Source organism: Burkholderia sp. Ac-20345, from assembly GCF_017104825.1.
Lineage (GTDB): Bacteria > Pseudomonadota > Gammaproteobacteria > Burkholderiales > Burkholderiaceae > Burkholderia > Burkholderia lata_B.
Genome location: NZ_JAAGPO010000081.1, coordinates 1 through 22886, shown reverse-complemented (window position 1 = coordinate 22886; position 22886 = coordinate 1). Strand labels below are relative to the sequence as shown.

The following is a 22886-nucleotide window of genomic DNA, read 5'->3' as shown; positions in this document are numbered from 1 at the left end:
GGTGATGGGTAGGAGACAGCGGCGCGCTTGCGCCGGCCAAGACACGCGGCGCGCACGATCGCGCCGCCATGCAGAGGATTCATGTTCACCAAGGGGTAGTCGATGTCTGCGATTGAATCGGTTCTTCACGAAACCCGTCAGTTTGCGCCGCCCGCGGCGCTCGAACAGGCGGCGACCATTTCCGGCATGCCGGCCTATCGTGCGCTCGCCGCCGAGGCCGAGAACGATTTCGAAGGATTCTGGGCGCGTCTCGCGCGCGAGGGTCTTGCGTGGCACAAGCCGTTCACGAAAGTGCTCGACGAGTCCAACGCGCCGTTCTACAAGTGGTTCGACGACGGCGAGCTGAACGCGTCGTACAACTGTCTCGACCGTCACGTCGAAGCCGGCAACGGCGAGCGCGTCGCGGTGATCTTCGAAGCCGACGACGGCACCGTCACGCGCGTCACCTATGCGGATCTCCTCGCGCGCGTGTCGCGTTTCGCGAATGCGCTGAAGAAGCGCGGGATCGGCAAGGGCGACCGCGTCGTCATCTATATCCCGATGTCGATCGAAGGCATCGTCGCGATGCAGGCCTGCGCACGCATTGGCGCGACGCACTCGGTCGTGTTCGGCGGCTTCTCCGCGAAGTCGTTGAACGAGCGGCTCGTCGACGTTGGCGCGACGGCGCTCGTCACGGCCGACGAGCAGGCGCGCGGCGGCAAGACGCTGCCGCTGAAGAGCATCGCGGATGAAGCGATCGCGCTGGGCGGCTGCGAGGCCGTGAAGAGCGTGATCGTCTATCGCCGCACCGGCGGCAAGATCGACTGGCACGCCGAGCGCGACCTGTGGATGCACGAACTGACGGCCGGCGAATCCGACCAGTGCGAGCCGGAATGGGTCGGTGCCGAGCATCCGCTGTTCATCCTGTATACGTCGGGCTCGACCGGCAAGCCGAAGGGCGTGCAGCACAGCACGGGCGGCTACCTGCTGTGGGCCGCTCAGACGATGAAGTGGACCTTCGACTGGAAGCCCAGCGACGTGTTCTGGTGCACGGCCGACATCGGCTGGGTCACGGGCCACACGTACATCACGTACGGCCCGCTCGCATGCGGCGGCACGCAGGTCGTGTTCGAGGGCGTGCCGACCTATCCGGACGCCGGCCGCTTCTGGAAGATGATCGGCGACCACAAGGTCACCGTGTTCTACACCGCGCCGACCGCGATCCGCTCGCTGATCAAGGCGGCCGATGCCGACGACAAGGTCCATCCGAAGAGCTATGACCTGTCGAGCCTGCGCATCATCGGCACCGTCGGCGAGCCGATCAATCCGGAAGCGTGGATGTGGTATCACAAGCACGTCGGCCAGGAGCGCTGCCCGATCGTCGACACGTGGTGGCAGACCGAGACGGGCGGCCACATGATCACGCCGCTGCCGGGCGCGACGCCGACCGTGCCCGGTTCGTGCACGCTGCCGCTGCCGGGCATCATGGCCGCGGTGGTCGACGAAACCGGCCAGGACGTGCCGAACGGGCAGGGCGGCATCCTCGTCGTCAAGCGCCCGTGGCCCGCGATGATCCGCACGATCTGGGGTGACCCGGAGCGCTTCAAGAAGAGCTACTACCCCGAGGAACTCGGCGGCACGCTGTATCTCGCCGGCGACGGCACGGTGCGCGACAAGGACACCGGCTACTTCACGATCATGGGCCGGATCGACGACGTGCTGAACGTGTCGGGCCACCGGCTCGGCACGATGGAAATCGAATCGGCGCTGGTCTCGCACGAACTCGTGGCCGAGGCAGCCGTGGTCGGCCGTCCGGACGATACGACGGGCGAGGCGGTGGTTGCGTTCGTGGTGCTGAAGCGTTCGCGTCCGGAAGGCGAGGAAGCCGCGGCGCTGGCGAAGACGCTGCGCGACTGGGTCGGCAAGCAGATCGGGCCGATCGCGAAGCCGAAGGACATCCGCTTCGGCGACAACCTGCCGAAGACGCGCTCGGGCAAGATCATGCGCCGCCTGCTGCGTTCGCTCGCGAAGGGCGAGGCGATCACGCAGGACACGTCCACGCTCGAGAACCCGGCCATCCTCGAGCAGCTCGCCGAAGTGCGCTGACCGTACCGGTTGCGCATCACGCGCACGAGCCCCTGCGCGGCAATCCCGATTGCCCGCGCAGGGGCTTTTTGTTACATAACGGCATGACCGTTCCGACCCGTTCGGCGCCTGCTGCGCCACCGCCCGTTCCCGAGCCGCTCGTGCGTGCCCACGCGCGCTACTGGCGCTTCAACGTCGCGCTGATCGCGGTGCTGATGGTGATCGGCTTTTCGGTGTCGTTCATCGTGCCGTTCTTCGGGCCCGCGCTCGCCGAGGTTCGCTTCGCCGGGTTCAGCCTGCCGTTCTATGTCGGCGCGCAGGGCGCGATTCTCGTGTACCTCGTGCTGATCGTCGTCTACATCGGGCTAATGCAACGCGCGGACCGTACGCTGCGCCGTGCGTACGACGATCATGCGGCACGCGCTGGCGTTGCGAACGGCGGGCGCTGATTCATGCTGACGCACCGACTGATCCGCGCATACGCGCTCTACACGCTGGGGTTTCTCGGATTCGTGCTGCTGATGTGGCGGATCGAGCGTGCCACCGGCTCCGGCGTCTGGATCGGCTACGTGTTCCTGTTCGTGCCGATCGCCGTGTATGCGGTGATCGGGCTGCTGTCGCGCACGTCCGATCTCGTCGAGTACTACGTGGCCGGGCGGCGCGTGCCGTCCGCGTTCAACGGGATGGCGACGGCGGCCGACTGGCTGTCGGCCGCGTCGTTCATCGGCCTGGCCGGCTCGCTCTACGCGACCGGCTACGACGCGCTTGCCTACGTGATGGGCTGGACGGGCGGGTTCTGCCTGGTCGCGTTCCTGCTCGCGCCTTATGTGCGCAAGCTCGCGCGCTACACGATTCCCGATTTTCTCGGGACGCGCTTTTCGAGCACGGCCGTGCGTGCGCTGGCGGCCGGCGCGGCGATCCTGTGTTCGTTCGTGTACCTGGTCGCGCAGATCCAGGGGATCGGCCTGATCGCGACGCGCTTCATCGGCGTCGATTTCGCGATCGGGATCTTCTGCGGGCTCGCGGGCATTCTCGTGTGTTCGTTTCTCGGCGGGATGCGCGCGGTCACGTGGACGCAGGTCGCGCAGTACATCATCCTGATCAGCGCGATCCTGATTCCGGTGTCGCTGATCGCGATGAAGAACGGGCTCGGCCCCGTGCCCCAGTTCAGCTACGGCAAGCTGATGGAGCGCGTCGCGGCGCGCGAGGCGCAGGTGCGCGATGCGGCTGACGAACAGCAGGTGCGCGACGCGTATCGTCGGCAAGCCGCGGATATCCAGACGCGCCTTGACCGGCTGCCGGCATCCTATGCGGACGCCCGCCGTCATCTCACCGACCAGCTTGCCGACCTGCGGCGCCACAACGGGCCGCTGCGCGAGATCAGCCAGCGCGAACGCGAACTGGCCGACTTCCCGCGCGATCCGGCGGCGGCGCGTGTCGCGTGGACACAGGCGCGTGACGATCTGCTGGCCCGGGCCGAGCCTCCCGTGCCGATGCACGAACCGTTTCCCGCCGCGAGCGACGACGAACGCAAGCCGCGCGAGCGGAACTTCCTCGCGCTGCTGCTGTGCCTGTCGCTTGGCACCGCGAGCCTGCCGCACATCCTGACGCGCTACAACACGACCACGTCGGTCGCGTCAGCGCGGCGCTCGGTCGGCTGGACCTTGTTCTTCATCGCGTTGTTCTACCTGAGCGTGCCGGTGCTCGCGGTGCTGATCAAGTACGAGATCCTCGCGAACCTCGTCGGGCGGCCGTTCGCCGAATTGCCGGCGTGGGTCACGCAATGGCATCACTTCGAACCCGACCTGATCAGCGTCGTCGAGGTGATTCGCGACGGCATCGTGCACTGGTCGGAAATCCAGATGCAGCCGGACATGGTCGTGCTGGCCGCGCCGGAGATCGCCGGGCTGCCGTATGTCGTGTCGGGACTGATTGCAGCCGGTGCGCTTGCCGCGGCGCTGTCGACCGCGGACGGGCTGCTGCTGACGATCGCGAACGCGCTGTCGCACGACGTCTATTACTGCATGGTCGCGCCGGACGCATCAAGCCAGCGGCGCGTGACGATCTCGAAGGTGCTGCTGCTCGGTGTTGCCTTGTTCGCGTCGTATGTCGCGTCGCTCAATACCGGGAAGATCCTGTTTCTCGTCGGCGCCGCGTTTTCGCTCGCGGCTTCGAGCTTCTTTCCGGTGCTCGTGCTCGGCGTGTTCTGGAAGCGCACGACGACGCGCGGCGCGATCGCCGGGATGGTGACCGGGCTCGCGGTGCGCGTGTACTACATCGTGTCGACCTATCCGTACTTCACGCAGCTGACGGGGTTTGCGGGGCGCACGTGGTTCGGGATCGAACCGATCAGCTCGGGGGTGTTCGGGGTGCCGGCGGGGTTCGCGGTGGCGATCGTCGTGAGTCTGTTCGATCGAAAGCCGGATGAATATACGCGGGCGCTGGTGGACTACATCCGGCATCCGTGACACGGGTGTCGTTCGGCATTGCTCAAGTGCCGCGACCAGCCCTTACTGGTGCCGTGACGAGCAGGTCAGAGTGCCGAAATTCCGAACTCGGCGCCCTTGGTCGTTTGCACCCGGCTGAAATCACAGCTCCCGTCCGTCACGCCATTTGCGTTCGGTATCGCGACGCAGACATAGGCACGGATGCCATGCGGCAAGGCCACGTGTCGGAACTCGCCAACCTTGATCGTCGCGACCCGTTCAACGGCAAATTGATCGTTGATCGGCGTCACGCCCGACGGGATCGACATGGTCACTTCCGACGTGGCTTTCCCGGCTTGCGATTTCAGCGTCTGGCTGCTGCCGATCTCTCCGTTGACCGAGAAGCGTATTGCTGCCTGTCCTTCGGACACGCGCTGAACCGTGACCGCGAGCGTCGGCTTGGCGATTCCCGCCGCGCATTTGGCGGCAGCGCATTCGCGAACGGAAAGAAGCGTTCGAAATGGAGATGCTGGCTGACCGATGACCGACAGGTCGGTCGACGATCCGCCGTCGCGCTGCGATTTTTCGAGCGGCGGGGGAGATGTGACCGCGACGGTGGTGCTGATCGTCGCTGGCGAAAATGCCGTTGCGCAAGCGGACAGCATCGTCGCCGTGACAGCCATCATGGCGAACCGTGGACTCAATCGCATGGATCTGACTCGCGGTGATGAAACCCTGGATATCGTCAGGAGAATACACATCTTTAGTGTGCTGTGTTCGGGGTTAGCTGCGCGCTGCACGCTCGGCCCAGACGAGGAAGCGGGGGCCGGCCACGCAAGGGCGCCGGGTCCGGTCCGTTTCCCGGCGATCAGTTTGAACCGAATTTGTCGATCGGCAGATTGACTGCGCTCAACTTCCAGGACCAGAGGCCGTCACGCTTGAAGATAAACGTCACCTCGTCGTCCGTTCCTTTTCGCGCAGTTGCGGTGACAGTCGACCAGTTCTTGTAGCCGACCGAATAGTCGGCCTTCGGCTTGCTGCTCGTTGTTTGCGGTGCGGCGCCACCGTCGGACCCTGCATGAGCCGTTTCCGATGGTTCGGGAGAGGATGCCGGCGCATTGGCGTGCGCGGGCTTGGCCGCGCCCTGAGCCATCATGGTCATGACTCCCGCCGGCGTAACCATCGTGTCGATGGCCTGATTCACAAAGCCCATCGCCATCACCATTCCCAGGTCGGCGAATGAATTGCCTTTCATCTCGGGGGAGTTCGCCATTTTCGCGTGCATCATGGTCATGACTTGCGCACGCAGGCTTTCGCGCATCGATGGAAAATCGACATGGGAAGAAAACGAGTCGGCATCGTTATCGGTCAGGGCCGATCGCATCTGATACAAGGTGATGTACGGGCTCGCGTAACTGGACGCCACGCCCGCGGCTATTGCGATCCCGGCGATCGCCATCAGTTGTTTCTTCTTCATGGTCTCTACACGCGTTCATATTGCTTATCGGGGTGTCATTTTAACGGTGGCATGCCGGAAAATTTGAGAAGCTGAATCCGTGATACGGATTTGCGATCGTTATTCAATTTCGAATGACGGACTGGATGGGCGTCGTCTGGCCGAGAAAGACAATGGAGCGACAAGAACCTGACGGTGAGCCGTCGTTCATTGCGCGTGACGTAGTGGGAGCGAGCAACTACCGTGGGTATGAGAAGCGGTGAAGTTCAGTGACCCGGCCGGTTCAGTGACCCGGCCGGGTTTCGGCCTGATGATGGGTCAAAAAACAAAAAGCCCCGCAGATCATTGATTCTGCGGGGCTTTTTTATCAACTCTGGCGGAGAGAGGGGGATTCGAACCCCCGATAGGCGATTAACCTATACACGCTTTCCAGGCGTGCGACTTAAACCACTCATCCATCTCTCCGGAAGATCGAGAGTATAGCAAACTCTTGCGGCAGCCCGCCACTCCCTTCCGCGATCGTCAAAAATCCGTCGTCATCGACAGCCACACCGAGCGCGGATCGCCCTGCGTCAGGTACCCGCCGGTCGTCGACGACCAGTACGACTTGTTCGTGACATTGCGCACGGTCGCACGGAGCGTCGTCTTCCGGCCGAACAGTTCCGTCGCGTAGCGCGCACCGAGATCATAGCGGTCCCACGCCTGGATCGACGCCGTGTTCGCGACGTCCACGTACTGCGGGCCCGTGTGGATCCAGCGTGCGGTCAGCGTGAGGCCGCGCAGCATCGGCACGTCGTATTCGGCGCCCGCGTTGAGCAGGAACGTCGGCACGCCGATCGGCCGGTTGCCGTCGTTCGCGCCGCCCGCCGTGTTCTGCAGCGTCGCGTTGATGTACGTCGCACCCGCGATCAGCCGCACGCCTTTCCACGGTTCGCCGTACACGGCCGTTTCCACGCCGCGGTGCCGTTGCGTGCCGTTGGCGCCGAACAGCTTCGACACCGGATCGGTGTATGCCATCGGCTTCTCGATCTGGAACAGCGCGAGCGACGCGCCGTACTTGCTGGTGTCGTAGCGGATGCCGGCCTCGACCTGCTTCGACCGGAACGGCGACAGCGACTGGCCCGCATTGCGCGAGGTGTTCGGCGCGATTTCGCCCTGCGCGAGCGCCTCGCTGCGGTTCGCGAAGATCGATACGTTCTGCCACGGTTTGACGACGAGACCGAACACGGGCGTCGTGATCGCGTCGCTGTACGTCGACGACACGGCACCGGTGTAGTCGAAATTGTCGACGGAGATCGACTGGCGGCGCGCGCCGATCGTGAACAGCACGCGGTCGCCGAGGAAGCCGAGCGTGTCGGACACCGCGACGCTGCGCAGCCAGGTCTTGGTGACCGTGCCCGGGTCGCTCATGTCGCCGCCCGCATAGGCGGTCGGCGGGAACGCGACCGGCGCCGGATCGTAGAGCGTCGTCGGGAACGCGCTCGACATCGTGTACGCAGACTGGCTGTCGATGCGGATGAACGACGCGCCGGCCGTCACGAAGTGCGACACGGGGCCGGTCGTGAAGCGGCCGCGCACACCGGCTTCGGCCGATTGGGCATCCTCCTTGTGCGGCACGCTCAGGCGCGAGCCGGTCGTGCCGGACGACGAGTAGGTCGGCGTGTAGTAGTCGCCGTGCTCGTTCGTATGACGGGCGCCCGCCGACACATAGGCCGTCCATGCGGGCAGGAAATCGTATTCGGCGCGCACGATCCCGACCGTATCCTCGAGCTCGCTGAAGCTCCACGGCTGCGCATAGTTGTGCGTCGCGGACGGGACGGCCGGCACCTGGTTGCCGCTGATCAGCACGACGGGGCGGCCGTTGTCGATCCGCTCGCGCTGGTACAGGAAGTCGCCGTACAGGCGCAGCTTGTCGCCGCGCCAGTCGAGCGATACGGCCGTCACGTTGTTGCGGTGGCGCTCGTCGCTGACGGCCGTGTCGCCGCCGCCGATCGACTGGTTCACGCGCACGCCGAACTGGCCCTCACTGCCGAAGCGGCGGCCGATGTCGATGTGCGTGCCGATCGAGCCGGACACCTCGCCGTTGACGGTCACGCGCGTAAGCGGCTTGTCGTCCGCGCGCTTCAACTGCAGGTTCACGCCGCCGCCGACCGCGGAGCCGTTCGGCGATGCGCCGCTCAGGAATGCATTCGCGCCCTTGAGCACGTCGACGCGTTCGACCGCATCGGTCTGGACGAGCTGTCGCGGCGTGACGCCGTACAGGCCGTTCAGCGATACGTCGTCGCCGGCGAGCTGGAAGCCGCGGATGATGAATACCTGCGAGAAGTTGCCGTAACCGGACGCGCTGCGCACGGCCGGATCGTTGTCGAGCACGTCGGCGAGGGTGCGTGCCTGCTGGTCCTCGATCAGCTTCGACGTGTAGGTGGTCATGCTGAACGGCACGTCGCTCGCCTTTTGCCGGCCGAGCACGCCGTAGTCCGCACCGCGCGCGACCTGGCCGCCCGCGTAGGTCGGCGCGAGGTCGCCGGGAAGCGGCTCGGCGGCGCCCGTTACGTTGATCGACGGCAGCACCGACGTGTCGGGCACGACAGTGGCGGCGGACGCGGCCTGCTGGGCCTGCGCGGAGGTAGCGAGCGCGCAGGTCAGCGCAATGCCGAAGGCAATCGGCGTGAGACGCCGGGCGGGTAACGAAAGTGTCGACATGGGACGCAAATCGGGTGTGGTCGGTAATCCATCCCAGGGCGGCAAGTCGGAATCCGGGCGGTGTGATGCGTCCGTGCTGTCGCGGACGTTTTTTTTATCGAGCGGCGGAGTCTAACGTAAACGAGAATCATTGTCGTTTACGAAAATGATCGCTCACTATCCGGGATGGCGGGCGAGCGCGGGGCGGGATCGAGGTCGCATCGCCACCGAGCGGACAGCGAAGCGAACATGCGATCATGAGCCGTTCAACTTCGTCGTCATGATTCGCGCGTGCCGGCAGCGGCCCGCGCGGGGGAGACGGCGACGCCTTCCCGTACGCAAGCTCCCTTCAGAAGGAACGCCACGCCATGTCGCTGTCCGCCTTGCTCGCTTTTGCCCTGATCCTGTCCGTCGGCGTCGCGACGCCCGGCCCGACGGTGTTGCTCGCGATGAGCAACGGCTCGCGGTACGGATTGCGTCACGCGATGGTCGGCATGCTGGGTGCCGTCACGGCCGATGTCGTGCTCGTTGCGCTGGTCGGGTTGGGTCTCGGGATGCTGCTCGACGCGTCGGAAACGGCATTCGTCACGCTGAAGCTGGCCGGCGCTGCGTGGCTCGCCTATGTCGGCGTACGGATGCTGCTGTCATCCGGCGGCTCTGCCGCTGCGCAGGCGCTCGATCCCGCGACGCCCGATCGCCGGACCGCGTTCCTGAAGAGCTTTTTCGTCGCAATGAGCAACCCGAAGTACTACCTGTTCATGTCCGCGCTGCTGCCGCAGTTCGTCGACCGGTCGCATGCGATCGCGCCGCAGTACGCGATCCTCGCGGCGACGATCGTCGCGATCGACGTTGTCGGGATGACCGGCTACGCGCTGCTCGGCGTGCATTCGGTGCGCGTGTGGAAAGCAGCCGGGGAGAAGTGGCTGAACCGCGTCAGCGGGTCGCTGCTGCTGATGCTCGCGGGGTATGTCGCGCTGTATCGCAAGGCCGTGAACTGACGCGGCGATGTTTCGGGAACACGTTCCTGGCCAACCGGCCCGGCGATGAAGCCGATCGAGCGCTTCACGCTCGAAATGCACGACGGTCCGTATGAAACCTGGCCGTCGCGCACTCATGTGCTCGTGAGCGGCGAGCGTTGCGGCCTCACCGTGTCCGGCTATGTGCTGCTCCGCCAGTTCGAGACGCCGTCCGCCTATCTGCTCGTCACCGACTACGACTGCCTGTTCGAGGAGGCCGTCACGTTCACGCTCGTGTCGAAGGAACCGTTGAAGGAGCTCGCGCGGCGCACGGTCGGCGCGATGTACGTGTCGTGCCATCTGGACGACATGACATGGGCCGACGACCGGCATTTCAGCGCGACGTTCGTCGACATCGACGGACGGTGGGATTTCACGATTCGTGACCGATCGGTGCCGTTCGTGTTGCCGCGGCTAGGTATGCGGCAAGTGCTGGAGCGACGCCATGACGACGATCGGGTGCCGCCGGACGGCGCGTAATCAATTAGAAAGATTGTGAAGTTTTAAATCTGGTCAGGAGCATTACACAAAGCGCTCTAAATCCTTTCAAAATTTCGTCACCTGCCTGACAAATTTGATATGCTCGCCAAAAAACCAGGCGGGCAGCACTCCCAGGACGGACCAGCGGGCGTGATTGCCCGGTGAACAATGAAGTAAAACAAAATCCTGAGAGTCATGCTGTGAATACAGCCGAATTGCTACGCACATTTGCGTCCGGGGTGGTCGATCAGAACAATCGACCGGTTCGCATGAACTGGGGGCCTGCCCAGAAGACGCTCGAGCAGGTGCTCGCGCTCCAGTATGCCGATATCCGCGAAGGGTTGATGACGGGCATCGAGGGGCATCTGACCTGCGTGTCCGCACGGGCCGATCTCCCGATCCGCAGCTTCATCGGGCTACCGGTTTCCGTCGAGATGACGACCGATCGCGGGCGTCTCCACACCATCAACGGCATCGTCACCGAAGTCCGTGCCGGACAGTCGGACGGTTCGCTGACCTGTTACCAGTTGACGGTTCGCGATGTGCTGTCGGTGATGGAGCGGCGAACCAATTCGCGACTGTTCCGCACCAAGAACCTGCCCGACATCCTGGGCGTGCTGCTTCAGGAGTGGCGCCAGCGCAGCTCGGCGCTTGCGGGCGCATTTGAATTCGACCTGTCCGGCCTGCAGGGCGAACGGTACCCGGCGCGCGAACTCACGCGGCAGGTCAATGAGTCGGACGCGCACTTCATCCGGCGGCTGCTGCGGCGCGACGGCGCGACCGTCTTCGTCAAGGCAGGCAAGGCTGGCGAGCGGGCGAACGGCAACGCGAACGACACGCCGGTTCATACGCTGGTCTTTGCCGACGATTCGATGAAGTTGCACGAGACGGTTGCCGGTACCGTTCGCTATCACCGCGACGCCGCCACTGAAGAGCGCGACTCGATCACGCTATGGGCGACGAGCCGCAGCCTGATCCCGGGCAAGATCGTGCGGCCGACGTGGGATTACAAGACCGGCCGGATGTCGCAAACCGAACAGGCGACGATCGTCGACCAGGGCGATGGCGGCAACGACCTCGGGCATGTGCTGGCCGACAGTGTCATCGATATTCCGCACGCCGGAAATTCGTCGTCCGATCTTGACCGGATCGGCAAGGACCGCATGCTTGCGCACGAACTGCGCGCCGAATCGATCGACGGCGTGAGCAATGTGCGCGATCTGGCCGTCGGCCACTGGTTTGCGCTCGCCGAGCATCCGCAGCTCGACACATTGCCGGCCGAGCAGCGGCAGTTCGTCGTCACGTCGCTTCATCATCGCGTACGGAACAACCTGCCGAAGGAACTGAACGAGCGCGCGCAGTCGCTGTTCGCGGCAAGCCGCGTGCTGTTCAACGCGGTGCCGACTGACGTGAACAGCAAGCCAGGCGATGAAAACGACAGGCGCTACGAGAACACGTTCTCGTGCGTGCGACGCGGCGTGCCGCTGACCCCGGCCTACGATCCCCATGTCGACCTGCCGCCCGTGCATCCGATGACGGCCGTCGTCGTCGGACCCGACGGGGAAGAGGTGTTCTGCGATGAAATGGGCCGCATCCGGGTGCAGATCCAGGGGCTGAGCGCGGACGATCACGCGCATGCGCAGGGCGCCGGCACGAGCGGCACGCCGACCGACAGCGCGCCGGTGCGTGTCGCCTGCGCGCTCGCCGGGCCGAGCTTCGGCGCGAATACCTTGCCGCGCGTCGGCATGGAGGTGCTGATCGGCCATATCAGCGGCGATCCGGACCGGCTCGTCGTGATGGGCGTGCTGGCCAACGGGCCGAACATGCCGGCGACCTTCAGCCACACCGGCGCGCTGCCGGGCAACCGTTACCTGTCCGGCACGAAGACGAAGGAAATCAAGGGGCAGCGGTACAACCAGATCCGCTTCGACGATACGCCGGGGCAGATCAGCAGCCAACTGGCGAGCGAGCATGCGCATAGCCAGCTGAACCTCGGCTATCTGACGCAGCCACGCGACAACGGCCAGGGCGCGGCGCGTGGCGAGGGTGCCGAGTTGCGCAGCGATGCGCACGTGGCGATTCGCAGCGGCAAGGCGATGCTGATCTCGGCCTGGGAACGGCTGCGCGCGAGCGACGGCCATCTTGCGCGGGACGAGTATCTGCAACTGATGCAGGAATGCGTCGAGTTGTTCAAGAGTCTCGGCGACTATGCGGGACAGCATCAGGGTGTGGCGCCCGATACGCAGCCGCACGACGCGCTGATGACCACGGTGAAAGGCTGGCCGAACGGGGAAGCCGCCGGCGGCGGCGAGTCGATGGCGGCGATCGGCATTACCGCGCCGGCCGGGATCAGCATCGCGACGCCGAAGACCGTCACGACCCATGCCGGCGGCAACGTCGATATCGTCGCGCAGAACCACCTGCAGTACACGAGCGGGCAGCGGATCAACCTGCAGGCCGGCCATGGCGTGGCGATGTTCGCGCACAGCGAAGGGGTCTCGGCGATCGCCAACCAGGGGAAGGTGGCGCTGCAGAGCCAGAACGACGATACGCAGATCGATTCCGCGAAAAACATCCAGATGACGGCGGGGGGCGGAAAGCTCGCGGGCATGGCCAGCGAGCAGGTCGTGTTCGTGACGTCGGGCGGCGCGTATCTGAAGCTGCAGGGCGGGGATATCGAGCTCGGGTGTCCGGGGAGTTTCACCGTCAAGTCTGCGTCGCATACGTGGGCCGGGCCGGCGAGCATGAGCACCGATTTCCCGAAGTTCGACCAGGGCTCGCTGGGGCGGGTGCCGAAGCTGGTCCGGGCGACCGACGGGCAACCGGTCGAAGGGATGGAAGCCGAGGTGCGCAAGGCATCGGGCGAGTTGATCAAGGGGAAGACCGACGCGGAAGGCAAGCTGGCGCCGGTCAGCAGCGATCAGTTCGAACAATTGGCGGTGCGCTTCTTCAAGTCGAGAACCTGAGCTGAGTCTTCAAGAAAAACAACATGTTCAACTACAACTTTTCGCAGAACCCGGGCGGGCAGCCGTCGACGGACGACCCGTCGCAGACGGCAGTGGGTGGTGGCGCGGGGACGACGCTGTTCAACCGCAACGACCTCCAATGCGTGATGCAGATGCCGCTGCCGGGCGTCGTCATTTTCGTTCACGGGGTGAATTCGGAGGGCGAGTGGTTCAAGGACGCCGAGAAAGGGTTGTGCGATGGCTTGAACCGGCGCATGGGGCGGTACGACGATCAACTTTTCCAGTGCGGGCCGGTTGCCGGGCAGATGACGCCAGTCAGCTATATCGACAGCCTGACGCCTGACGGATTTCTGAATCCGGAAATGTCCTCGCAGACGTACATCAAGCCCGATCCGTCTTTTTCGCCTGTCATTCACTTCCGGTGGGGCTATTCAGCGAATGCTGACGAGCTGAAGAAGTATGGCGACAAGATCATGCTCAACGAGAACAATTACTGGGGCGGCGGGCCGTTCGCGGGCGGGTGTTCGAGTCTGCCGGATCTGTGGAATGACGGGTTGCACGACCGGCTTTTTCTGTGGCTGACCGTCCAGCACATGAATTCGATCGGCAATCGCAAGATCTATTCGACACCGCCGCGCACCTATGGCGTGCTGGGGGCACTGCGACTTGCGCGCCTGGTCGAATCGATCCGCAAGCGGCAGGCCGACGTGCCGATCACGATCGTGTGCCACAGCCAGGGAAACATGATCGGTCTCGCCGCTGCATTTCTCGGCGACCGGTTGCCCGAGGTGACGGATCAGTGGGGCAAGAAAGGACGTTGCGTCGCGGACACTTATGTTCTCGCCAATCCGCCGTACAGCCTCGTGGAGAGCAACTTCACCGATACCTGGGCACAGCGCGGGGTACGCGACAAGAACGGGCACGTGGGGCGCGAGACCTATGTCGCACGCAAGGAAACGCTTAGGGAGTACTTCGATATCCTGCGCGCTCGAGCCGATCTGGAAATGCCTGCGGAGGATCTCGATCGGGCAATGGAAAACGCAAGACCGTCGAAGAACGGGGGTAAACCGTATAGCGCTGCCAAGGACCGGGAGGCGCACGGGTTGTACCAGAAAAACACCTACGGGAGAGTGACACTGTATTGCTGCCCGCATGACCAGGTCATTTCTGCGTTGACCGTTCAAGGGATCGGCTGGCGCGGCATGAACATCGAAGAGATCAGCGCGACGAACGCGTGGGGTGTTTTCTCGCAACGTGTGTTCGCGTCGAACTTCGAAGTCGGCGGTGACAACAAGCTATACCGGTATTGGGAGGATGACTGGCGTAGCAGCAAGAACAAAACGGAGGGGTTTTGGTATCCGCCGTCACCGCCCGCGCGGTACGGTTTTGCGCGAGGCATGCATTCCAATGAAGGGTGGATCGCGAAGCTTTTCACGTTTGTAACGAGCCCGGCCCTCTACCTGTTCAACTTGTCGGACATGGAGGTCAATGCCCTGCCGCCGGACAAATGGGAAATCCCGATTACCGCACCGATGCTCGACAAGGAAACGCGCTTCTTTCCAAAGGCGTTGCGCTATGGCAAGCCATCGGGCGCGTGCGATGGGGACGGGAAACGGCTCGAAGAAGGAGCCTTCAACGAGGGCTACGATCCGCCGTCGGCTGGGCTCGATGCCAACAAGGAGAACAAACGGGATGACGATCCCTACGATAACTTCGACAAAAAGTCAGAAAAATTCGCGACGCCTGAGGGCGACGCGCTGAAAGCGAAGGGCGACGCAGCATCCGAGGCTGCGCAGCGATACGAGGATCGTTCCATTCTCCGGATGGAAGCGCGGAGATCAGGGAATCGCCGCTGGGTCAACGAGGCAGGAAAAGTGATCGGAGAGGACAATCCGGACGCAGCGAGCGCTGACTACACCGAATGGAGAAACAAGGAGATCTTCGCGATCTTGAACGGAGGGGACAAGAACAACCCCACCAACCATTCGACCATCATGACCAACAAGGACCATGCTGAAATGGCACTGGCCTATGATGTGGCGATTGGCCTTTGTTATCTGACCGAAGATGACTTTGAGAATGCAAGAATTCAGGCAGACTGGCGATTCGCCAGTGATGCAGCGAAGGGTGATCCGAATTCTAATTTGGCCGATTATATAAAAACCGGAAAGTATGGGGATTTATTTTTGCATGAGTGGGCAAAGAAAGATGAGCATGCAAAGATGCCGCCAAAGATATATGACGAGCGAGATGGCGGATTTTTCCTGAAACTGGGGGGGAGGTTATGAGAGCGGTCATTGCCACTTGGCCGCGTCGGGTCGGGGTTGCTGGTCTTGCATTGTTCCTTGCTTTAGGGGCATCGTTTTTGATATTGATTTCGTCCGGCAAGCCGGCGGGAGAGTTATTGAGTATGGGTAATCTGATGAAACGACTGGTGTTGGTCCCTGGCCTCGTGGCAGTCATGGTGTTTGCATTTGCAACGGTGATTGCAACTCCACGCGCAGTCGCTGCATCGTCGGCAGATAAGGCAACCTCGATCGCTGGAGCTGGTTCATCCAAACCCTTCGTTGCTCAGGTCGTAGGGCTTGGCTGGATGAATCCGCTACAACGCAGGGATTACCCTACCGAATGGCAAATATTGTGGACGCTCGGTCTGGTCAAGCCGAACGTCAACGATGATATGGTTCGAACGAATCCGAATAAATATTCGACGTTGCAGCCAATTTCCATTGTTGCGGATGGTCGTCGTGGGCGAGAATCTTTTTCTGGTTTTTATGAGAAATATGTCGATAAGCTGCTGATACTCTTCCGTGTACCGTATTTTACTGGCGAAGGTTATTTTTATACCGTCAGCCCGAGCGAGCAACGAAAGTGGCGAGAGTTGGCAGGCATGCATGTCGAGCTGGCAGTTCCTTCCGGCCGAATTGATCCTGCGTTAGCTGGCACCTATCTGCGCGATCGCATCGTTACCATCTTCGAAATCGGTAATCCGTCCGCGAAAAATCTTTGGACCCGTGATACACCACCCGATGTACACGTGACGGCAGGGCAAGGGAATGCGGGCTTTACGTCATTGAACGCAGCGCTGGACTATCTGGCTGCACATCCGGACAAAAGCGCGTGGGTAGTGAATTGGGATGCGCCGAACTTTCCACCGCAAGATGGACAGATCAACGAGAACATGGTGGTGCTGTTTCTGGCTGGCCCAGATATGAAGACCGAGCGTGAGCCGCTTGCCTGGATCGGCAAGGCTGCACGAGGCAACGTCAAGGATTTCGAGGCGAAGCAAGGCGCGAGCCGCGCGGTACAGGCATGGAAGTCGACGATCGATACGGCGGCGAGCAATGCGGGCGTACCCGTGTCGTCGTTGAATTACGTCGTGCACGACGCAGGAAAGGGTAGCGATGCTGCATCGACACGGATCGCCTCGCTGTCGCAAACGCTGACGGAAGTGCTGCCGGAATACGATTTCCGTACGCAGACCTTCAACACGTCGGCGTTGCTCGGTGACATGGGCGCTGGCGCGGCGCTGACGGATGTCGTACTCGCGATCGGCCGAGCGAATCACCTCGGCGGAAACGTGCTCGTAGCAGGAACGACCGACAGTGAGCATCCGACTGCGGTGGTTGTCGTCGCACCTTCGAAATTGACGCCAATAGACACGAACAAGAACTGGTTCCGCGCACGTGGCGCAAACAATGCGTATTTGCCTTGGTGGGGGCGTCGTAACGATTCGGACTCGACGACACAAGGCTATTCGGAATAAGGAGCCCGCATGCGCGGAATCATTCGAGTCGGTGACGCGACGAGCCACGGCGGCCAGGTCGTGACCGGCAGCGCGGTCAGCGAAGTGATGGGGCGGCCGGTGGCCCGGCTTGGTGACACGTGTGTCTGTCCGATCTCGGGGCATCAGGCTTGCGTTATCGCCGAAGGCGATCCGCAGGTGATCGTCGACGGAAAGCCCGCCGCGTTCGATGGTCACAAGACATCGTGTGGCGCGACGCTGATTTCGAGTCTGGCATCGTCCGGGCGGGAATGAGTCGCCGGGACGGTTGCCGCGACGAACTCACCATTGGGATTGAAGACGGGGTTCCGGTTTCGACCGGGCTCCGGTGCCGCCGGGTCGGCAGTCAACGCTTTGCTGACCGGTTCGATTAGGAATATTCATGTCCCGTTTCACTCTTGTCAGACACGTCGGGTCCGTGGTGATCGCGGCGGCGACAATCCTGTTGGTCTTGCCGGTGCGTGCGGAGATGAACACCGCAACGGCGCAGGCCGTCGAGGGGGCATCCGCAGTGCCGTTCGTTGCCCAGGTCGTTGGACTTGCATGGCTCAATCCACTGCAGCGACGTGACTATCCGACCGAGTGGCAATTGCTGTGGACGCTCGGGCTGGTCAAGCCGAACAGCAACGACGATATGGTGCGAACCAACCCCGCGAAATATACGACCTTGCAACCGATAGCTATCGTCGCGGACGGTAGCCGGGGCCGTGAGTCGTTTTCCGGGTTCTATGAAAAGTACATCAACGAACTCCTGGTACTTTTTCGAACGCGCTATTTCATGAACAGCGACTACTTCTATACCGTCAGCTCGCGCTGGCGGTGGAACTGGAGAGAACTGGCTGGCATACACGTCGAGCTGGCCATTCCCGGCGATCGACTGAACCCCAAGCGGGCAGCGTCATATTTGCGCGACGAGATTGCAAGCATGTTCGAAATCGGCAACCCGTCCGCAAAAGATCTATGGAGCCACGATACGCCGCCCGATGTGCACGTGACGTCAGGTCAAGGCAACGCCGGTTTCACGTCGCTGAACGCCGCACTGAACTATCTGGCCGCTCACCCCGACAAAAGCGTCTGGGTGATGAACTGGGACGCGCCGCGCTTTCCGCCGCAGGACGAACAGATCAACGAGAACATGGTGCTGCTGTTCCTTGCCAGCCCGAATCTGAAGACCGAGCGCGAACCGCTGGCATGGATCGGCAAGGCTGCGCGAAGCAACGTCGACGATTTCGACGCGAAGCAAGGCGCGACTCGCGCAGTGCAGGCATGGAGATCGACGGTCGACGCAGCGGTGAGCAATGCCGGCGTCGCTGTCTCGTCACTGAACTACGTCATTCACGACGCAGGCAAGGGCAGCGATGCCGCGTCGGCAAGGGTCGCCACGCTGTCGCAATCACTGACCGAAGTGCTGGCGGAATACGACCTCCGCGCACAGACCTTCAATACGTCGGCATTGCTCGGTGATATGGGTGCCGGCGCGGCCTTGACCGATGTAGCACTGGCGATCGGCCGAGCGAACCACCTTGGCGGAAACGTGCTCGTGGCGGGAACGACCGACACCGACCATCCGACCGCGGTGGTAGTGGTTGCACCGTCGAAGCTGACACCGATCGACACCAGCAAGAACTGGTTTCGCGCACGCGGTGAAAACAACGCGTACTTGCCGTGGTGGGGCCGTCGTCACGATGCACGTCCGGCGTCGCAGGGCTATTCGGAGTAGAGCCCGCCACAGGATGACTGCCGCAAGGCATCGCGCGTGCCTGCATGACGGGTTTCGGCGGATTCACCGCCGCATGATGCGTCGCGACAATGGCTCCCGCCGCATTAAGCAATCTGTAACATTCAGCGGAATAGCAATAGATAAATTCTTTCAAAATACTTTCCATTGCTCGCTGCCTACGTTTCCCGAGAATTGCAGATTCACGCTCCATCAAGGCATTTGTCCTCACGTCATTCGGAACCGTATCAAGATTTCCATCGCATACATTACAAGACGTATGGAAATTGAAAGATTTGCATCTCTTGACGCACCGCGTCGTCGCCCTTTATTGTCCGTCTGCCGCCCGTGAGAGAGCACGACGGCAATCGCGGATGCGCGCCTCGCGCGCATGACAACACGCAGCAAAAAGCAGAAAAGGAAACGTGGTAGCCACATGAAGCCGCTATTCGACGACAAGAACTCCGATGCGGTCAGCGATCGTCCTTCCACCCCGTCTTCGTCACCCTTTGCAGCGCCCGTCACCGTGCCCGCCGCCGTTGCCGTGCCGGCAGCACGTCCGGCGGAAAATGTCCACCTGATCACCGTCGACGAGATCGACCAGCTCGGCGCGACGCAGGGCACGCGGATCGCGGCCTTTTCCCAGCAGATTCTCGCGAGCGTCCGCGCGTCGGATGCCGACCAGTTCGGCGACAAGCTCAACGAACTGATCGCGACCGCGAAGGGGCTCGACCCGCGCGGCGCCGACAAGGGCGGGCTGCTCACGCAGGTCACGCGGCTGTTCCGTTCGACCAAGGAGAAGCTGCTGTCGCAATACGAATCGGTGAGCAAGCGGATGGACACGCTCGTCGTCGAACTCGAGAACCATGCGCAGCGCCAGAAGGCCGGCATCGACGAACTCGAGCGGATGTACAACGACAACTACGCGCTGCACCAGGAGCTCGCGCAGTCGAAGGCGCACGGCGAAACGGCGCTCGCGACGCTGCGCGCGCACCTCGCGGCCGGCCAGCAGCCGGCGGACGACGCGTTCGCCGCGCAACGCCTGCTCGACGTGAAGCGCAAGGTCGACGCGCTCGAAAGCAAGCTCGACGACCTTGACCGCGCGATGCTGATGTCGAAGCAGCTCGCACCGCAGATCCGGATGGAGCAGGACCAGAAACGCACGCTGACGTCGAAGTTCATGACGATCAAGACCGTGCTGATCCCCGCGTGGACCAACGCGTTCGCGCTCTACCTCGAGCAACTCAGCACGAAGCGCGCGGCAGCGCTCGCGAACGCGACGTACGACGCGGCTGACGAAGCGATCCGCGCGCAGGCCGACCTGAACCGCCAGAACGCGCAGGAAGTCGCGAGGCTCGGCCAGCGCCCGGTGATCTCGACCGACACGTTCGAATACGCGCAGCAGCAGCTGTTCGGCGCATTCGACGACGTCACGCAGATCATCGCCGACGGCAAGCGCCAGCGTGAGCAGGACGCACCGCGCCTGCGCCAGCTCGAACAGGACCTGATCACCCGATTCGCTCCGAAGCACAACTGAAAGAACCGAGAGAACACCGCATGATTACGCTTGAGAAACGCGCGGCGAAGGTCGCGATCGTCCTCGAAAAACGCCAGATCCTGAAGCCGCCCGTCGTGCGCGTCGGCGCGGCGCTCGACATCTCCGGCTCCGCGAAGCCGCTGTATCAGTCGGGCGTCATCCAGGACACGCACGACCGGATCCTCGGTATCGCTCTGAAGTTCGACGACAACGGCGAAGTCGACACGTGGACCTTCACCGAAGGCTACGACCGGCTGCCGACCGCGACGCCGGAGAACTACGGCTCGTACATCTCCGACCACGTGCTCGAAGCGCGGATCGACAAGTGGGGCGGCACGCAGTACGCGCCGGTGATGAACGACATCGTCGACTTCTTCTTCCGCGCGCCGGAGCCGTCGCCGAAGCGCGAAGAGACGCGCGGCTTCCTGAGCCGGCTGTTCGGCGCTGCGGACGACACGCCCGCGCCGGCTGCCTCCGCGCCGGTGAACGGCCACTTGCCCGCGTGGGTACTGTTCGTCACCGACGGCCAGAATCCGAAGAACGACCGCAAGCGCGTGCGCCAGCTGCTGGCCGAATCGCAGCACTACCCGCTGTACTGGTCGCTCGTCGGCGTTGGCGATCCGAGCGAATTCGGCTTCCTCGCGGAAGTCGCGGACGAGATGCCGAACGTCGGCTTCCTGCATCTCGAATCGCTCGACATCAGCGACGAACAGATCTACGAACATTTGATCACGCAGGAATTCTGCGACTGGGTGCGTGCGAAGTAAGCACGGCCCGCCCATCTTTTATCCAGAACTCGATTACCCCCATCATGTTGAAAGACTTCAAGATCCCGCTGTCGCTCACGGTGCTCGCGCTGGTTGCGGCCTATCTCCTCGGCGGCGTAAAGGACATGCTGATCGTCGCGGTCCTGTCGGTACTCGAAATCTCGTTGTCGCTCGACAACGCGGTCGTCAATGCATCGGTGCTCAAGAACTGGTCGGAGAAGTGGCGCAACCGCTTCATGGTGTTCGGCCTGCCGGTCGCCGTGTTCGGCATGCGGCTCGTGTTCCCGCTGCTGATCGTCGCAGTGATCGGCCACATCGGCATGTGGGACGCGCTGACGCTCGCGGTCGAGTCGCCGGAGAAGTACGCGGCGATCCTCACGTCCGCGCATCACCAGGTATCCGCATTCGGCGGCGCGTTCCTGCTGATGGTGTTCTTCAAGTTCATGCTCGACACCGAGAAGGACGAGCACTGGATCGGCTTCCTCGAAGGCCCGATGCGCCATCTCGGCCGCGTCACGGCGCTGGAAGTGGCGCTGACGCTCGCGATCGTGATCATCGCGTCGTTCTACGTGCCGGCCGCCGAGCAAGTCAGCTTCCTGCTCGCGGGTGCGTTCGGCGTGATCAGCTTCGTGATCGCGCACGGCATCGGCGACCTGATCGGCGGTGAGGAGACGGGCACGCGCGTGGTGCGCGAAGGCGTCGCGGGTTTCATGTATCTCGAAGTGCTCGATTCGTCGTTCAGCTTTGACGGCGTGATCGGTGCATTCGCACTGTCGAACAACATCTTCCTGATCGCACTGGGCCTCGGCGTCGGTGCGGCCTATATCCGGGAGATGACGCTCGTGCTGCTGAAGAAGGGCACGCTCGCGCAGTATCGCTATCTCGAGCACGGCGCGTTCTGGGCGATCGGCGCGCTCGCAACGATCATGTTCCTCGGCGTGAAGTTCGAGGTGCCCGAGGTCATCACGGGCCTGATCGGTGCGGCGATGATCGCCGCGGCCGTGTGGTCGTCGATCGTCGTGCAGCGCAAGGAAGACCGCACTGCCGTCGCAGGCGAGTGACCACGCGTCACTCGCGGGTCGAACACCATCAACGAGGGGCCGCGCAGGGCGGCCCGGCATTGCCGCCGGCGCAACGGCGGTTCCAGCAGAAGAGGTTCAGATGATCAATTTGTCGAAAGGCGGTCGCGTCAACCTGTCGAAGGAAGCGCCCGGCACGCAGAAGTTCCGCATCGGTCTCGGTTGGGACGCGAACGCGACGGACACGGGTACGGACTTCGATCTCGACGTGTCGGTGTTCCTGTGCAAGTACGACGCGCAGAGCAACCCGAAGCTGATCTCGGATCAGCACTTCGTGTTCTACAACAGCGAAGTGCGCACGATGGAGCGCAAGGAAACCTTCATCCAGCCGGGCGACGATTTCCCGAAACGCGGGATGCCCGCGTCGAAGTGCATGGGCGTCGTGCATAGCGGCGACAACCGCACGGGCAGCGGCGACGGCGACGACGAAGTGATCTTCATCGACGTGACGAAGCTCGCGGCCGACGTCGAGGAAATCTCGGTGGTCGTGACGATCGACCAGGCCGAAGCGCGCCGTCAAAATTTCGGCCAGGTGCGCCACAGCTACATCCAGATCGCCGACGAAGTATCGGGTGCGGTGATCGCGAAGTACGCGCTCGAGGAAGACTTCTCGATGGAGACGTCGGTGCAGGTGGGCAGTTTCTATCGCCGCGACGGCCAATTCATGTTCAAGGCCGTCGGCGCCGGCTACAACCGCGGCCTGGGCGACTTCGTGCGCGCGTACGGCGGCGCGGTCTGACTGGCGGCAGCCCGGCTGGCGGCACACCGCCGCGCCGGGCAGGAAGCAGCGATGACGAATCCGTCCGACGAGCCCAAGCGGCTCGAGTTCGATACGACGCCCGAGCGTACGCCCGGGCGTCTTGCGTTCGATGCGCCGCCCGCGGCCGCGACGCCGGTTGCGCGTGCGCCCGA

Annotated in this window: 17 protein-coding genes and 1 tRNA gene; 14 read left to right on the top strand and 4 right to left on the bottom strand. The window is 63.1% G+C overall.

The window, feature by feature from the left end:
• The first annotated feature begins 102 nt into the window (after nt 1-102).
• The 3 genes from acs to G3O06_RS26245 all read left to right on the top strand — a co-directional run bounded on the left by acs (nt 103) and on the right by G3O06_RS26245 (nt 4532).
• The gene (gene acs / locus G3O06_RS26255; protein WP_174999523.1) at nt 103-2085 is read left to right on the top strand and encodes an acetate--CoA ligase; all 1983 of its coding nucleotides are present in this window, start codon (nt 103-105) and stop codon (nt 2083-2085) included.
• A gap of 83 nt (nt 2086-2168) precedes the next feature.
• Nucleotides 2169-2513 carry a DUF4212 domain-containing protein gene (locus G3O06_RS26250; RefSeq protein WP_205817973.1) on the top strand — a complete coding sequence of 115 codons (345 nt, stop codon included), beginning with the start codon at nt 2169-2171 and terminating at the stop codon, nt 2511-2513.
• Nucleotides 2514-2516: 3 nt separating this feature from the next.
• On the top strand, nt 2517-4532 hold the full coding sequence (locus G3O06_RS26245; protein ID WP_205817972.1) for a sodium:solute symporter family protein: 2016 nt from the start codon (nt 2517-2519) through the stop codon (nt 4530-4532).
• Between the two features lie 65 nt (nt 4533-4597).
• Here G3O06_RS26245 and G3O06_RS26240 read toward each other — a convergent pair whose 3' ends face one another.
• From G3O06_RS26240 to G3O06_RS26225, 4 genes are all read right to left on the bottom strand, one after another.
• The gene (locus G3O06_RS26240) at nt 4598-5176 is read right to left on the bottom strand and encodes a hypothetical protein (protein ID WP_241020253.1); all 579 of its coding nucleotides are present in this window, start codon (nt 5174-5176) and stop codon (nt 4598-4600) included.
• 182 nt (nt 5177-5358) lie between these two features.
• Nucleotides 5359-5967, bottom strand: a complete 609-nt coding sequence (locus G3O06_RS26235; protein WP_174974253.1) for a DUF2939 domain-containing protein — start codon at nt 5965-5967, stop codon at nt 5359-5361.
• A gap of 353 nt (nt 5968-6320) precedes the next feature.
• Nucleotides 6321-6411 (bottom strand) — tRNA-Ser (locus tag G3O06_RS26230).
• A gap of 57 nt (nt 6412-6468) precedes the next feature.
• Nucleotides 6469-8649 (bottom strand): TonB-dependent siderophore receptor, encoded by a 2181-nt coding sequence (locus G3O06_RS26225; RefSeq protein WP_205817970.1) that lies wholly within the window; start codon nt 8647-8649, stop codon nt 6469-6471.
• 347 nt (nt 8650-8996) lie between these two features.
• Here G3O06_RS26225 and G3O06_RS26220 point away from each other — a divergent pair, with 347 nt between their 5' ends.
• The 11 genes from G3O06_RS26220 to G3O06_RS26170 all read left to right on the top strand — a co-directional run bounded on the left by G3O06_RS26220 (nt 8997) and on the right by G3O06_RS26170 (nt 22713).
• A complete protein-coding gene (locus G3O06_RS26220; RefSeq protein WP_205817969.1) occupies nt 8997-9626 on the top strand; it encodes a LysE family translocator in 630 nt (209 codons plus the stop codon).
• A gap of 45 nt (nt 9627-9671) precedes the next feature.
• Complete coding sequence (locus tag G3O06_RS26215; protein ID WP_205817968.1) at nt 9672-10124, top strand: hypothetical protein; 453 nt, start codon at nt 9672-9674, stop codon at nt 10122-10124.
• A gap of 200 nt (nt 10125-10324) precedes the next feature.
• Nucleotides 10325-13090 carry a type VI secretion system tip protein VgrG gene (locus G3O06_RS26210; RefSeq protein ID WP_205817967.1) on the top strand — a complete coding sequence of 922 codons (2766 nt, stop codon included), beginning with the start codon at nt 10325-10327 and terminating at the stop codon, nt 13088-13090.
• A gap of 23 nt (nt 13091-13113) precedes the next feature.
• Nucleotides 13114-15378 (top strand): hypothetical protein, encoded by a 2265-nt coding sequence (locus G3O06_RS26205; protein WP_205817966.1) that lies wholly within the window; start codon nt 13114-13116, stop codon nt 15376-15378.
• Entirely contained in the window at nt 15375-16856 is a 1482-nt protein-coding gene (locus G3O06_RS26200; protein ID WP_205817965.1) for a virulence factor, read from the top strand. The genes G3O06_RS26205 and G3O06_RS26200 overlap by 4 nt, the downstream gene beginning before the upstream one ends.
• 9 nt (nt 16857-16865) lie before the next feature.
• The gene (locus tag G3O06_RS26195; protein WP_089445997.1) at nt 16866-17129 is read left to right on the top strand and encodes a PAAR domain-containing protein; all 264 of its coding nucleotides are present in this window, start codon (nt 16866-16868) and stop codon (nt 17127-17129) included.
• A gap of 127 nt (nt 17130-17256) precedes the next feature.
• Entirely contained in the window at nt 17257-18594 is a 1338-nt protein-coding gene (locus tag G3O06_RS26190) for a virulence factor (protein ID WP_205817964.1), read from the top strand.
• 433 nt (nt 18595-19027) lie between these two features.
• On the top strand, nt 19028-20128 hold the full coding sequence (locus tag G3O06_RS26185) for a toxic anion resistance protein (protein WP_205817963.1): 1101 nt from the start codon (nt 19028-19030) through the stop codon (nt 20126-20128).
• A 20-nt stretch (nt 20129-20148) separates the two neighbouring features.
• On the top strand, nt 20149-20895 hold the full coding sequence (locus tag G3O06_RS26180) for a VWA domain-containing protein (RefSeq protein ID WP_205817962.1): 747 nt from the start codon (nt 20149-20151) through the stop codon (nt 20893-20895).
• A 44-nt stretch (nt 20896-20939) separates the two neighbouring features.
• Nucleotides 20940-21956 carry a DUF475 domain-containing protein gene (locus G3O06_RS26175; protein ID WP_174917686.1) on the top strand — a complete coding sequence of 339 codons (1017 nt, stop codon included), beginning with the start codon at nt 20940-20942 and terminating at the stop codon, nt 21954-21956.
• A gap of 100 nt (nt 21957-22056) precedes the next feature.
• Nucleotides 22057-22713, top strand: coding sequence for a TerD family protein (locus G3O06_RS26170; RefSeq protein WP_174999532.1), 657 nt, complete (start codon nt 22057-22059; stop codon nt 22711-22713).
• Nucleotides 22714-22886 lie beyond the last annotated feature (173 nt).